Source organism: Flavobacterium ammonificans, assembly GCF_020886115.1.
Lineage (GTDB): Bacteria > Bacteroidota > Bacteroidia > Flavobacteriales > Flavobacteriaceae > Flavobacterium > Flavobacterium ammonificans.
Genome location: NZ_AP025185.1, coordinates 36547 through 50732 on the forward strand (window position 1 = coordinate 36547; position 14186 = coordinate 50732).

The 14186-nt window shown below is 34.1% G+C and carries 16 protein-coding genes and 4 tRNA genes; 1 reads left to right on the forward strand and 19 read right to left on the reverse strand.

Features of this window, described 5'->3' with window-relative positions; translation table 11 throughout:
• Positions 1-218: 218 nt before the first annotated feature.
• The 16 genes from rplL to LPC20_RS00205 form a co-directional block, all read right to left on the reverse strand.
• Entirely contained in the window at positions 219-590 is a 372-nt protein-coding gene (rplL, locus tag LPC20_RS00130; RefSeq protein WP_229325307.1) for a 50S ribosomal protein L7/L12, read from the reverse strand.
• Between the two features lie 81 nt (positions 591-671).
• Complete coding sequence (rplJ, locus tag LPC20_RS00135; RefSeq protein ID WP_229325309.1) at positions 672-1166, reverse strand: 50S ribosomal protein L10; 495 nt, start codon at positions 1164-1166, stop codon at positions 672-674.
• A 22-nt stretch (positions 1167-1188) separates the two neighbouring features.
• Entirely contained in the window at positions 1189-1878 is a 690-nt protein-coding gene (gene rplA / locus LPC20_RS00140; protein ID WP_229325311.1) for a 50S ribosomal protein L1, read from the reverse strand.
• A gap of 13 nt (positions 1879-1891) precedes the next feature.
• Entirely contained in the window at positions 1892-2329 is a 438-nt protein-coding gene (gene rplK, locus LPC20_RS00145) for a 50S ribosomal protein L11 (RefSeq protein ID WP_066324992.1), read from the reverse strand.
• 67 nt (positions 2330-2396) lie between these two features.
• Positions 2397-2948: a transcription termination/antitermination protein NusG gene (gene nusG / locus LPC20_RS00150; RefSeq protein WP_229325313.1), complete on the reverse strand. Its 552-nt coding sequence runs from the start codon at positions 2946-2948 to the stop codon at positions 2397-2399.
• Positions 2949-2959: 11 nt separating this feature from the next.
• The gene (gene secE / locus LPC20_RS00155; protein WP_229325315.1) at positions 2960-3157 is read right to left on the reverse strand and encodes a preprotein translocase subunit SecE; all 198 of its coding nucleotides are present in this window, start codon (positions 3155-3157) and stop codon (positions 2960-2962) included.
• A 16-nt stretch (positions 3158-3173) separates the two neighbouring features.
• A tRNA-Trp gene (locus LPC20_RS00160) sits at positions 3174-3244 on the reverse strand.
• Between the two features lie 61 nt (positions 3245-3305).
• Positions 3306-4490 carry an elongation factor Tu gene (gene tuf, locus LPC20_RS00165; RefSeq protein ID WP_229317261.1) on the reverse strand — a complete coding sequence of 395 codons (1185 nt, stop codon included), beginning with the start codon at positions 4488-4490 and terminating at the stop codon, positions 3306-3308.
• Between the two features lie 57 nt (positions 4491-4547).
• A tRNA-Thr gene (locus tag LPC20_RS00170) sits at positions 4548-4619 on the reverse strand.
• Positions 4620-4796: 177 nt separating this feature from the next.
• Positions 4797-4877 (reverse strand) — tRNA-Tyr (locus LPC20_RS00175).
• Positions 4878-4912: 35 nt separating this feature from the next.
• Positions 4913-4986: transfer RNA gene (locus tag LPC20_RS00180), tRNA-Thr, on the reverse strand.
• 91 nt (positions 4987-5077) lie between these two features.
• Positions 5078-5380: a ribosome hibernation-promoting factor, HPF/YfiA family gene (hpf, locus tag LPC20_RS00185; protein WP_229325316.1), complete on the reverse strand. Its 303-nt coding sequence runs from the start codon at positions 5378-5380 to the stop codon at positions 5078-5080.
• Positions 5381-5412: 32 nt separating this feature from the next.
• The gene (locus LPC20_RS00190) at positions 5413-6309 is read right to left on the reverse strand and encodes a tyrosine-type recombinase/integrase (protein ID WP_229325318.1); all 897 of its coding nucleotides are present in this window, start codon (positions 6307-6309) and stop codon (positions 5413-5415) included.
• A gap of 71 nt (positions 6310-6380) precedes the next feature.
• Positions 6381-6575, reverse strand: a complete 195-nt coding sequence (rpsU, locus tag LPC20_RS00195) for a 30S ribosomal protein S21 (protein WP_229317267.1) — start codon at positions 6573-6575, stop codon at positions 6381-6383.
• Positions 6576-6648: 73 nt separating this feature from the next.
• Positions 6649-7818, reverse strand: coding sequence for an acyl-CoA dehydrogenase family protein (locus LPC20_RS00200; RefSeq protein ID WP_229325319.1), 1170 nt, complete (start codon positions 7816-7818; stop codon positions 6649-6651).
• 36 nt (positions 7819-7854) lie between these two features.
• Positions 7855-8742: a ComEA family DNA-binding protein gene (locus LPC20_RS00205; protein WP_229325320.1), complete on the reverse strand. Its 888-nt coding sequence runs from the start codon at positions 8740-8742 to the stop codon at positions 7855-7857.
• 196 nt (positions 8743-8938) lie between these two features.
• Here LPC20_RS00205 and LPC20_RS00210 point away from each other — a divergent pair, with 196 nt between their 5' ends.
• Positions 8939-10516, forward strand: coding sequence for an APC family permease (locus LPC20_RS00210; protein WP_229325322.1), 1578 nt, complete (start codon positions 8939-8941; stop codon positions 10514-10516).
• A 50-nt stretch (positions 10517-10566) separates the two neighbouring features.
• On the opposite strand, the gene LPC20_RS00215 is transcribed toward LPC20_RS00210, so the two are convergent.
• From LPC20_RS00215 to LPC20_RS00225, 3 genes are all read right to left on the reverse strand, one after another.
• Positions 10567-10794, reverse strand: a complete 228-nt coding sequence (locus tag LPC20_RS00215) for a PspC domain-containing protein (RefSeq protein ID WP_229325324.1) — start codon at positions 10792-10794, stop codon at positions 10567-10569.
• A gap of 12 nt (positions 10795-10806) precedes the next feature.
• On the reverse strand, positions 10807-12096 hold the full coding sequence (locus LPC20_RS00220; protein ID WP_229325326.1) for a DUF2851 family protein: 1290 nt from the start codon (positions 12094-12096) through the stop codon (positions 10807-10809).
• A gap of 87 nt (positions 12097-12183) precedes the next feature.
• Complete coding sequence (locus tag LPC20_RS00225) at positions 12184-14145, reverse strand: putative porin (protein ID WP_229325328.1); 1962 nt, start codon at positions 14143-14145, stop codon at positions 12184-12186.
• Positions 14146-14186: the final 41 nt, after the last annotated feature.

Sequence of the window (14186 nt, forward strand, 5' to 3'; positions counted from 1 at the left end):
GTAAAACACTGTTTAATTTATACTTTCTTTTTTGTAACCAACACATCTTTAAAAGCAAACTAAAACAGTGCACTCTTTTTCTTCGTATTGATCAAAAACTTTTTCGTATTTTAAACTAATTTATAATAAAATTGGCTATAATTTTATTATACGAAAAATGGTTTAGGTCATTGAGTTACTACTCAAGACCTAAACCTTGTTCTAAAACTATGTAAAAGTTATTTTAACTCAACAACAGCTCCAGCTTCTTCTAAAGATTTTTTAAGCCCTTCAGCTTCTTCTTTAGATACACCTTCTTTAACGTTGCTTGGAGCACCGTCAACTACATCTTTAGCTTCTTTCAAACCTAAACCTGTAAGTTCTTTTACTAACTTAACAACTGCTAATTTAGAAGCACCTGCATCTTTCAATACTACTGTAAATTCTGATTGCTCAGAAGCTCCACCAGCATCACCACCACCAGCAGCAACTACTACAGCTGCAGCAGCAGGCTCGATACCATACTCATCTTTTAATATTGTTGCTAACTCGTTAACTTCTTTTACTGTTAGGTTAACTAATTGTTCTGCGAATTGTTTCAAATCTGCCATTTTTTCTATCGTTTTAAAATGATTTGTAAAATATAATTTATTATTGTGCGCGTTATCTACACTTAATCAAGCAAAGCTTAATTAAGCAACCTCTTCGTCTTTGAAGTGGTTTTGAAGAGCAGAAATAACTCGTTGTGCTGGTGATTGAAGTAATCCAATAATTTCGCCAATAAGTTCTTCTTTCGATTTGATAGTTGCCAAAGCATCTAATTGATCGTCTCCAATGTAAATTTCAGAATTAATGAAAGCTCCTTTTAATACAGGCTTATCTGATTTTTTTCTGAAATCTTTAATGATTTTTCCAGGTGCATTAGCTATATCTGAAATAAAAATAGCGCTGTTTCCAGTTAATACTGAAGGTAAGTCACCATAATCATTATCAGAAGCTTCCATTGCTTTTGCAAGCAACGTGTTTTTTACAACCTCTAATTTAATACCTGCTTTAAAACAAGCTCTTCTCAAGTCTGAAGTAGTTTCTGCGTTTAATCCAGAAATATCAGATACATAAATAATATTTGTACCAGCTAACTGTGCAGTTAATTCTTCAATCGCGATTGATTTTTCTTCTCTAGTCATACTAAAAATTATTAACTACCAATTATACTGCTTTAGGGTCCAATGCAATAGCAGGACTCATTGTGCTTGTAAGGTGAATACCTTTAATGTAGGTACCTTTAGCAGCAGTTGGTTTAAGTTTGATTAATGTTTGAATAATTTCGTGTGCATTGTCATAGATTTTATCAGCATCAAAAGATACTTTACCTATTCCTGCATGTACAATACCAGTTTTGTCAACTTTGAAATCGATTTTACCAGCTTTAACTTCTTGAACTGCTTTTGCAACATCCATAGTTACCGTACCTGTTTTTGGGTTTGGCATTAAACCTCTAGGTCCTAAAACACGACCTAATGGACCTAATTTACCCATAACAGCAGGCATAGTGATGATCACATCAATATCAGTCCAACCGTCTTTAATTTTTTGAAGGTAATCATCTAAACCAACGTGGTCTGCACCAGCCGCTTTAGCTTCAGCTTCTTTATCTGGAGTTACAAGAGCCAAAACTCTTACATCTTTACCAGTTCCATGAGGTAATGTTACCACTCCTCTAACCATTTGATTCGCTTTTCTAGGATCAACTCCTAAACGTACTGCGATATCAACAGACTCATCAAATTTTGCAGAAGCAATTGCTTTAATCAATACCGAAGCATCTTTCAATGAATACAATTTGTTCTTTTCAATTTTTGAAGCAGCCTCTTTTTGCTTTTTTGTCAATTTTGCCATGTCTTTCTCTTAATTAAAAAGGAGCGTCTCCTGATACAGTTATACCCATAGATCTAGCTGTTCCAGCTACCATACTCATTGCTTTTTCAATTGTAAAAGCATTTAAGTCAGGCATTTTGTCTTCAGCAATTGCTCTAATTTGTTCCCAAGTAACACTAGCTACTTTTTTACGATTAGGCTCTCCTGAACCAGATTTTAGCTTTGCAGCTTCCAATAACTGAACTGCTGCTGGAGGAGTCTTAACGACAAAATCGAATGATTTGTCTTTGTACACAGTGATTTGCACTGGACAAATTTTGCCAGGTTTATCTTGAGTTCTAGCATTAAATTGCTTACAGAACTCCATGATGTTTACCCCAGCAGCTCCTAAAGCAGGTCCAACCGGTGGCGACGGATTCGCAGCACCTCCCTTAACTTGTAGTTTAACTACCTTACTAATTTCTTTAGCCATTTTTTAAAAAATTTAACATTACACTCAATGGAAGCGAGAATAATGGTTATTATAGATGTAACAAAAATTATACTTTTTCAACTTGCATGAAACTTAATTCTAATGGAGTCTTTCTTCCGAAAATTTTCACCATTACCTCAAGTTTACGCTTTTCTTCATTTATTTTTTCAACTGTACCGTTGAAACCATTAAAAGGTCCATCAATAACCTTAATAGTCTCTCCTAAGTTGAAAGGTATAGACTGAGTATCTGTTGTAACAGCTAACTCATCCACTTTACCTAACATTCTATTTACCTCAGCAATACGCAAAGGAACTGGCTCACCATTTTTAGTTTCACCTAAAAAACCAATTACACTAGTAATAGACTTAATAATATGCGGAATCTCACCAACTAAGTTAGCTTCAATCATAACATAGCCAGGAAAATACACTTTATCCTTAGCTATTTTTTTACCGTCTTTAACAGTAACTATTTTTTCTGTCGGTACTAGAACTTGAGAAACATAATCTCCCATCCCTAGACGCGTAATTTCAGTCTCGATATAAGCTTTCACTTTATTCTCTTGACCGCTTACTGCACGAACGACATACCACTTCTTGATATTATTATCTGTCATTACAAAAAAAATTAAGCTTTTAACCAGTTAAAAAATCCAGCTAATGCTTTTGCAAAAGCCTCATCTACTCCCCAAGTTGCCAAGGCGAATACCACTGAAAAAACAGCAACAACAATTGTTAGACGTTGTACTTCAGACCAAGCTGGCCAAGTTACATTTGATTTTAACTCTTCAAATGCTTCCGATATGTAATTAACAACTTTTGTCATTATGATATATATTTTGCACGGGCGGAGGGATTCGAACCCCCATCAACGGTTTTGGAGACCGCTATTCTACCCTTGAACTACGCCCGTTTGTTAATAAAAGCCAGTAATGTTTCCACTACTGGCTTTTCATTTTTATACTTAAAAAGTACTATAGAATTTCAGTTACCTGACCAGCACCTACAGTTCTACCACCCTCACGGATAGCGAAACGTAAACCTACATTCATAGCAATTTCGCTCAATAATTTAACTTCAATAGTTAAGTTATCTCCAGGCATTACCATTTCTACACCAGCAGGTAAAGTAATTACACCTGTTACGTCTGTTGTACGAACATAGAATTGTGGACGGTAGTTATTGTGGAATGGTGTGTGACGACCACCTTCTTCTTTTTTCAAGATATACACCTCAGCTTTGAAGTGAGCGTGTGGTTTTACAGAACCTGGTTTTACAATAACCATACCTCTTTTGATATCTTCTTTAGCAACACCTCTTAACAAGATACCTGCGTTATCTCCAGCCTCACCTCTATCAAGGATTTGACGGAACATTTCGATACCTGTAATAGTAGATGTCAATTTCTCAGCACCCATACCGATGATTTCAACTGGATCTCCAGTGTTACAAACTCCGGTTTCGATACGACCTGTAGCAACAGTTCCACGACCTGTAATTGTAAATACATCTTCGATTGGCATCAAGAATGGTTTTTCAGTATCACGAACTGGCTCTTCAATCCAAGCATCAACAGCTTCCATCAATTCAATGATTTTAGGAACCCAGTTTGGATCATTGTTCAATCCACCTAAAGCAGAACCTTGAACAACAGGACCATTATCTCCATCATACTCGTAGAAAGATAATAAATCTCTGATTTCCATTTCTACTAATTCTAATAATTCCGCGTCATCAACCATATCCACTTTGTTCATGAATACAACGATTCTTGGAATACCTACTTGACGTCCTAAAAGGATGTGCTCACGTGTTTGTGGCATTGGACCATCTGTAGCAGCAACTACTAAGATAGCACCATCCATTTGAGCAGCACCAGTAACCATGTTCTTAACGTAATCCGCGTGACCTGGACAGTCAACGTGAGCGTAGTGACGGTTAGCTGTTTCATACTCTACGTGTGAAGTATTAATTGTAATACCTCTTTCTTTTTCTTCTGGAGCATTATCAATTTGATCAAATGATTTTGCTTGACAGTAACCAGCATCAGATAATACTTTCGTGATTGCTGCTGTTAAAGTTGTTTTACCGTGATCCACGTGTCCGATCGTACCAATATTTAAGTGTGGTTTCGAACGGTTAAAGGTTTCTTTTGCCATTTTACTTAATTTTTAATCTTAGTTTATATTTATTAGTGTTCAAATATTCTTTTTTTGAGCCAATGACGGGAATTGAACCCGTGACCTCTTCCTTACCAAGGAAGCACTCTACCCCTGAGCTACACCGGCAAGGATTGTAAAGTTTTCACCGGCGACCTTAAATTTTGAATCAATTTAGATTCAAAACATAAGACATATTAGGATTACAAGCAAGCTTATGATCCGTAAGGGTGAACCCTTACTAAATTTTCAAATCAAATTTTTATTAAAACAAGTTTTATAAAAATTTCATTACTGAAAATTTTGTGGGGAGAGCAGGATTCGAACCTGCGAAGTTCACACAGCAGATTTACAGTCTGCCCTCGTTGGCCGCTTGAGTATCTCCCCTACTTTTTTTATTTATTTGACGTCAACCGACATAGAGCCGGCGGAGGGACTCGAACCCACGACCTGCTGATTACAAATCAGCTGCTCTAGCCAACTGAGCTACGCTGGCAAATTCAATAAAAAAAGTCCGCTATTTCTAACGGACTGCAAATGTATAGATTTTATCTCTGTTTCAAAACATTTTTTTAAAAAAAATTACTTTAAACAGTTGATTTCGTTTTTTCTTTCCTTTTTACCAATAATCGCTCTAAAGATTCAGCGGTCAAATCGACTGCTTCTTCAAATGTTCTACATTGTTTTTTTACAATAAAATCATCTCCCGGAACATTGACGATGATTTCAACAAATTTATTTTCTTTATCACTAGTATTCTCTACTTTTAAAAAAACATCCGATGAGACAATCTTATCATAGTACTTCTCCAATTTATCCATTCTTTCCTGAATAAAATCAACTAGCTTTCTGTCAACTGAAAAGTTAACCGCGTGAACACTTACCTTCATAATCAAATAAATTAATAATTAAACATTTGAAATTATTTTGAATTTCTTGGATGAGCCTCCTGGTATACTTTTTTTAGTTCAGACAAACTATTATGTGTATACACCTGAGTTGACGCCAAACTAGAATGCCCTAATAATTCCTTGACTGAATTTAAATCGGCACCGTTGTTCAGTAAATGAGTAGCAAACGTATGACGTAATATATGCGGACTCGTTTTTACTTTTTCGGACACAGTACTAAAGTACGAATTTATCAATCGGTACACAAAAGAATCATTTAATTTAACTCCTTTTTTAGAAAGAAAAAGACAATCAACATTCATATCGTTTATAATCGCAGCCCTTTCTAGAAGATAACGCTCCAATAGTGAGGTGATTACAGGTAAAAGCGGCAGTATTCGCTCTTTATTTCGCTTTCCTAAAACTTTGATTGTTTTATTTGCCAAATTAATGTTTGCTATTTTCAAATGCAACAACTCCGTTCTTCGCATTCCAGTTGTGTAAAATAAATCGATAATCAACTTATCTCGAATAGCCTCAAACCCAATTGGATTTTGCATTCCATCCAAAACAGCATTCACTTCTTTTTCAGAAAAAGGAATTTGGATTTTTTTTGGCGTCTTTAACGCTTTGTGTTTGGTAAGCGGACTGACTTCAATTTGTTGGGTTTTTAAAAGAAATTTATAGAACGCCTTAAGTGACGCAATTTTTCGATTTACCGAAGTAGCAGACACTTCAGCATCTACTAAAGAAACAATCCAGCTCCTAATTTGACTGTAATTGGCTTTTTCAATGGTTGATTGGTCGAAATGAACCGAATTGAACAATTCAAAAGAAGAAATATCATTCCAATAGGCCAATACAGTATGTGGAGAATATTTTTTCTCCAACTGCAGGTAATCTCGAAATGCTTCTTTATTATTCTTCATAAAAAAAACCGTTAGCATCAAAATTATATAATTTCAATGACTAACGGTTAGTATTTGATTAAATTTAGATATTAACTCTCTAAATTATCTCTCATGTTTTGGATGTAAGCCGCTTTCTGGAATTTCATTCTATTCGTTACAGATGGCTTAATGAAAGCTTGACGTGCACGCAACTGACGAACAGTTCCTGTTTTATCAAATTTTCTTTTATAGCGCTTTAATGCTCTATCGATATTTTCTCCGTCTTTAATTGGTATAATTAACATAATATAGACACCTCCTCTCGTTAAGGCTGCAAATGTATACAAATAATTATGAATTAAAAATTAAAAACTATAATTATTCTACTGCTGGCTTATAATTTTGTTTGTCCAATATCATTTTAGATAAAATTTCCTTCATAATTTCAGAAGTTCCACCGCCTATTGGCCCTAATCGACTATCTCTAAACAACCTAGCTAAAGGATATTCTTCCATATAACCATAACCTCCTAACATCTGTAAGCAACTGTAAATCGCGTCATCTGCTACTTTAGTAGATTTTAACTTGGCCATGGTAGCTTCTTTAACTACATACTCCCCTTTATCCAAACGGGCAATTGCTGCATAATTAAATATCTTACAATGCTCTACCTCAGTCGCATGTTCCACTAAGGTATGGCGTAATGCTTGGAATTTATTAATGGTCGTACCAAAAGCTTGGCGTTGTTCCATATATTCAATAGTATAATCAATAGCATATTCAGCTCTTGCATGTGCGTTAATAGCCATTATTAAACGTTCAAAGGCGAAATGTTGCATAATGTAAGGAAAGCCTTTATTCAACTCTCCCATTAAATTTCCAGCAGGAATTTCAACATTATCAAAAGCTATTTCAGCAGTATCAGAAGCTCTCCAACCTAATTTATCCAATTTGGTTGCTGAAATTCCTGGTGTAGTAGTGTCTACTAAAAAAATACTTATTCCTTTATTCCCTAGTTCGGGTTGCGTTTTTGCTGCTACTATATAATAGTCTGCGTATACACCATTAGTAATAAAAGTTTTAGAACCATTAATTATATATGTATCACCTGACTTTACAGCTGTTGTACGCATACCCGCAACATCACTACCTCCAAAAGGCTCTGTAACACATAGGGCTCCTATTTTATCACCTGCAATACTGGGAGCTAAATACTCTTGTTTAATACGCTCGTCTCCTTCAGCATTTAAATGCGTCATGGCTAAATAGGCATGTGCCCACATTGCCGCAGCAAAACCAGAAGATTTAATTTTTTGTAATTCTTCCAAAAAGATTACGGTGTAAAACAAATCTAAGTTCAGTCCGCCATATTGGGTTGGATAATTAATTCCGAAGAAGCCCATTTCTCCCATTTTCTTCCATATAAAGCGATCTATGGTTCCGGATTTTTCCCATTGTTCAATGTGAGGAACTACTTCTTTTTGTAAAAAATCACGGAAGCTTGCTCTAAATAATTGATGCTCTTCTGAAAAATATATTGAATTCATTAGTGAAAATTAAAATTTAAGAATTGATTCTTTTTATTAGAATTCCAAATATAGTGCGATTATTTTTATTTTATCGTTAGGCATTCCCTTAATTTTTGTTAAATCCGCAATTTCTTTAATATCTCCATTCATTGATCTGTACTTCACAATTTCTTTTGCTAGATTATAATTGAAATAGGGAAATTGCGATAACTCTTTAACTGACAACTCATTAATTGCAATCTTCTTGAAAGAAGTTGTTGTGGAAGATTTAATAGTGAATTTTTTTTGCAAGTCTTGAATAGCTTCAGGGTTAAGACCCCAAATAAATTGAAACTGTTCCATACTCAAAAAAACCTGAAAGCGTTCTCTTTCAAGCAATATTCTTGTTGCAAGCTTCTCTCCTATTCCATAGACCGCTATTAAATCTTCTTTAGAAGCAAGATTGATATCTTGTTGAACAAAAAGATGCTGTTGTTTTGAATAAGCCTGTTTATAGGAGCCTCTAGTTTCAGTAGTTCTTTTTGTCACCCAAGAGGGAAATTTAAAATACTGAGCTAATTCATTTAAAAGGGAGTCTGAAACCAAAGTTACTTTTTGAAATTCTTCAGCTGAGTTCACATAACTATTTTTTCTCCTAAAAGCATGAAGCCTGTCAATTTCAGCCACAGACATCCCTAACTTATAGCCTTTATAATCCGAAATAAAGTTGGGGTTAAATGGAAATATTTTCTTTTTCTGGTTATTTAAATTCTTCTTTTCTACATCTAATTCCGATTGAATAGCCATCCATTTTTCCTTTTCAGGATCCGATTTTAAGGGCATCCGAAAATCGAAGAAAAAAATAAACAGTTGGAGGATAATTATAATGCTAAACAAAAGTAGAATGCCCTTTGCTTGAGCTTTGGAGAAAATAAAAAACGATACAAAATTTGAAAATTTCATGATTTGGGGGTTAGAATTTGGAACTATAAATTTAAATAAATACCTGAATTATGCTTTCAAAAAATAAAAAAAATGCTGTGAAACATGGAATAAAAAAAACATCTTCTATTTTTTACAACTTTAAAAGCAATTATTGTTTTTATTTTTTATAAAAATCGATACATTTGAAACCTAATAACTAAAACAAAAAATAACCATGTCAATTTGGAGAGTTAAACCTATTTCGGCTTTTGAGGCTGATATGAAAAAAAGTACTTTAAAAAGAGTTCTAGGAAAATGGAGCTTAACTGCTATTGGAGTTGGAGCGATTATTGGAGGAGGGATTTTTGTTCTTACAGGAACAGGAGCTTACTACCATGCTGGTCCAGCTTTAGCTATATCATTTATAATTGCAGGTATCGCCTGTGTCTTTGCTGCACTTTGTTATTCAGAATTTGCATCAATATTACCTGTTGAAGGCTCAGCTTATGCCTATGCGTATGGAACTATTGGAGAAATATTCGCCTGGATTATTGGTTGGGGACTTATATTAGAGTATGCTATGGGTTCGATGACGGTTGCCGTTTCCTGGTCCGGCTATTTTAATAAGTTGCTTAAAATATTTCATTTAGAACTACCTTATTGGATGACAACTGACCCAGGCACAGCTAACAAAGCATTCGGAGAAGCTTCAAGTCAAATTGCATCAGGAACTTTAACAGAGGATAAACTTACAAGCTTTCAAGAGATAGTTAATAATTTTAATTCCGCACCAGAGATTTTTAATTTTAAAATATTCATGAATCTCCCAGCCTTTTTGATTGTTTTATTGGTAATCTCTATACTTATTAAAGGTACCCAAAGTGCTGCTAAAGCGAATAACCTAATTGTTCTTTTAAAGGTTTCTGCTGTATTGTTTGTAATTATTGCAGGTGCTTTTTTTATAGATGTAGACAATTGGTCTCCTTTTATACCAGAAGCTACTCAAATTGTAGAAAAAGATTCTACTCATAATGCTTATGGATTAGCTGGAATTGTTTCTGGAGCGGCGGCTATTTTCTTCGCTTATGTAGGATTTGATGCAGTTTCCACTCAAGCGGGTGAAGCAATTAATCCTAAAAAAGATGTGCCTTTTGCTATTATTGCTTCTTTATTAATTTGTACTACTTTGTACATTTTAGTATCGTTAGTATTAACAGGAATGATGAATTACCAAGACTTTAATCCGCTAGGAAAATATCCTGATGCTATTAAAGCCCCTGTAGCCTATGCTTTTGATATTGCAGGTCAAGGTTGGGCTGGATTAATTATCACAATTGCAGCTACTGTAGGTTTAGTATCTGTTTTAATGGTAATGATTATGGGACAATCTCGTATATTTTTAGGAATGTCTAAAGACGGATTAATTCCTCAAGTTTTCTCAAGAGTTAACCCAATTTCTGGAACACCACAAACCAACTTAATGATTTTAGGTGGAATTATAGCAGTAGTAGCTGCTTTTACACCAATTAATGAACTAGCAGACATGACTAGTTTTGGTACTTTATTTGCGTTTACAATGGTGTGTATCGCTGTTTGGATTTTAAGAGTAAAACAACCTAATTTAGTGAGAACATTTAAAGTTCCTGCATTACCAGTTATTGCAGTTTTAGGAATTTTAATCAATACTTATTTAATGGTTAATTTAAGCTACAAAGCTCAAATATTCTCTGGAGTATGGCTTCTTATAGGAGTTTTAGTTTATTTTGGCTACAGTAAAAGTCGTTCAAAATTAAACAATGAAAATCAAGAATAGTTAATACAATGATATAAAAAAAGCTCCTGTTTAGGAGCTTTTTTTTATGACTATAAATCAAAAACTGAAGATCGTTTCGCTCGAATTAAATCCTTCAAACGTATCCAAAAAGCTAAAATCAAGTAAACTACAAACCACAAACCTACCGTTACACATGACAAATAGATAAAAAATATTCGTACGCTACTGGCGCGCATTCCTAAAGCATCTGCTAAACGCGATGAAACATGAAATCCATGTTTCTCAAAAAAGAATTTTAAATGATTGAAGATTTTCATAATGCTGCAAATTTACGACAAATTACATTTTGGATTCCCTTTTATCAATTCAATTCCTATTTGGCATTCCAAACACCTACTTTTATCACAATACTCTTTCTTCAATTGCAATAATGCTTGGGTCTGAAAGGCATTTTGAGCACTTACGCCAAAAGAATCAAATTTATCAATTATAGTGTTCTTTTCTGGCGCAATTGATTGTACGATTTGGACTAAAGACTCTGTGTCTTCAATACCTACCGATTGATTGTAAGCAAATCGAATAGGAATAATTGTATTGAGTACAATTAAATCAATAAATGACTTGGAAACTAGCTTGGATTTAAAAGGACTTTGTTTATCCAATACATAATGCGTATTCCAAAAATTGGAAGGCGAGATTCGAAATACATCATACATTCCATCCATGGTAGTAAGTTCTACTACCCTAGAGAATAAATTAGCAATTTGATGGTATAGCATTGCGAATTGCGCCAAGCGAATAGTCGGAAAATTATCAGGACGATGCTTATAAAACTGAAGTGGTCTCATAATCGGTTGTGCCAATTGGTATTTACTAGTCAAATAGGCATACCTGAGTTTTAAATCTTTTGAATACACCTCTTGATGGTCCAAATCAAGCAAACCTGCCATTCCAAAAAATAAGGCCTCTAGATTTTCAACCTCAAAAGATTCTTTTCTGATTATTGAAAAAGGAATCGATTGCGCCAATTCTAGAAAAGAATCACCATTCGTATTCAAACCGAAGTTCTTCGCTAACAAACAAAATAAAACAGCTTCCCAATCAGAAGTAGATTGCTGTAGAAATGCTGTAACCAAAACAGACTTTCGTTCTAAACGCTCAAAAAACAAACGTTCTAGCCAATTATTCAATAGAAATTGATCCAAAGACCGTAATTGTTTTTCACAAAAAATCCAAGATTTAGCAGTGCGTAAACTATCATAATTCTCAATTGTACTTTCGGCTACAAATTGTTGCAACTCCAATACCGGAATTTCTGAATTATCAGCTCGGTATATTTCCACATCATGTTCCCATACTACATGCAAAATGACATTATCGTAAGCTGAATCCATTTCATGATGATGTACATACCAATCAGAGGACTTTAAATGAATTTCTACATTGCCGGCCCATTTTTGATTCCCAATGATCAGTTGCGCATTGAAAAAATCAGGACCTGCTTGTTCCAAATACTGTCCACTTTGTATAATTGTAATAGGTAAACGGGAGGTAGTTGTTAGACTGGAACATTCAAAGTTTTTGAATTTCCATAAATAATGTAGAAAATCTTCTTTCATTCAGGGGGCTTTTTAAATGAAAATCTAAGATACAAAAAAAACACCATCAATTGCTTAAATTAACAAATCACGGTTTTATTGGTTAATTTATTCGAAGAAATTCCAAATCAAACCAAAACGGATTGTTAGATCACGGTAGGGATTATTGGGAGAAGAATAAAATGAATTGCCTGTAAATGAGGAATTAAAATGTTCTGCTTTAAAATAAATTCTGGTTCTTTGAATTTTAGCATTTACAAAAAAATCTAACAAAGGGAAGTTACCTATTTTAGTATCTCTTTGAACAAAAAACTCTCCAATAACTGGATTGTATTCGTTACCGTAAAAGGAAGTAAAATAATTCAACACAAAACCCGTTTGTAAATACAATGCTTTTTTGAAAAAATGATTGGAAAAAAATATGGAATTTCGCGCCACAACTTCAGGCACATTTAAGACCGATTCGCCCTGTACTACTTTTTGATACAGAATAGTATTATCCAAACCAAATTTTCCAAATTTAAATTCTCTATTCAATTTAATGGACAGATGATTTATCGTTCCTCCATACTGAAAAGGCGCTACGATTTGGGTTTGATTTAATTTTTGAGAAGCAGTTGATACTTCTTTAAAAAACAAATAATCGTTTAAAACAGTATATTCAGCTGAAGCAGTAACAAAAGGAGTAATTGCTGTAGCCGAAAGCCTATTTATTTTCTCATTGTTGAAATTATTAAACCAATTGTATTGCACATAACTACTTTGGTGCAGATTAAAATTAGCATTCGGTAATTTGTTACTATTTTGGTATTGAAAAACAAATTGGTTTTGGTCATTTAAATCATAGTTTACAGAAGCTTCTACATCAGACAACCCATCATTAGTTAAGGAGGTGGTGTATCTGAAATTTCCTCTCCATTTCTTTTTTTGAACTGCATACTGACCACCCACTGTATTGATGCTATAATTGAGTAGACTAGGTACTATTCCTCGGTCAAAAATTAAAATTTGGTTGTAAAAATAATTGGACCTAAAATCTTCCATAAAAAAATGAAAGCGACCAAGTCTAGTATTCTCGAAAGAAATTCCCAATTTATTGTACATTTTATTAAATCGAGTTTTGTCATTAATTTCAATAGATCGGAAAGATTCTCCAAAACGAGCTACAGGAGTTCCATTAGAAGAAGAAAGTACCGTTGCTTGACCGTATTCGAAAAACTTATTCTCGTAATTGAATTGGTGATTCAAATACAAATTAGAAGCGCGACTCTTTGGGTTAATTCGAAAAGAGTGATCTACAAAAATTCGATTCCCTTTCAATAAGGACTTCGCATCTGTCAGGAAAACTTCTAATCGTTGTCTATTATTAAAATCAATATTCTCGCTTTCAAAATCATTTAAGTTGGTAATACCGCCATTCTCTTGATTCAATATATCCTGTTGGGTAAAATGAAATTTATTAAAATACCTTAAGTTTTTGGTATTGTAACTCATCGTGAAACGAAAATTACCTGTACTCGCTAATTGATTAATGTACTTCCCTTGGGAACGTAACCCTCTATAAGCAATCGAAAAATTGAGATTGGGAGAAGTGTTTAATGTTAAATACGAATCAACAGACTGTCCTCTTGATTGTGTGGACTTGAAATACAATTCGGTTACAGGAGTTGCTACAGAAGCATAGCGAACTTGGTGTGCTTCAATGAAATTAAAATGTTTGGCTTTGAAACCAAATTCAGGAAACATAGAATTTGTAGCACTAGTATACTGCAATGTATTATAAGACTGTCCGTCATTAGGCATAGGTAACAACCCAAAAGTATCACGTCGTAAGTAATTATGACTGTATTCCTTTTGAATAGTTAATGAAGTATCAATATAGGTAGTATCTTGATCCAAAGAAATAAATCGATACAAATCTATTGTGGCTATTTTTTTTGAAGAAGGAACAGGAGAAAGATTGTCATTTTGAGTAGTATTAGTACTGAGGTCAAGTACTTTTGGTTTGCGTCCTTGAGCAGAAAGTAGAACGGAAAACAAGCAACAAACAAAAAGGATATAAATTCTCATCAGCTAGTAAATAGATTGTCAAATAGGAGACAAAGATAACA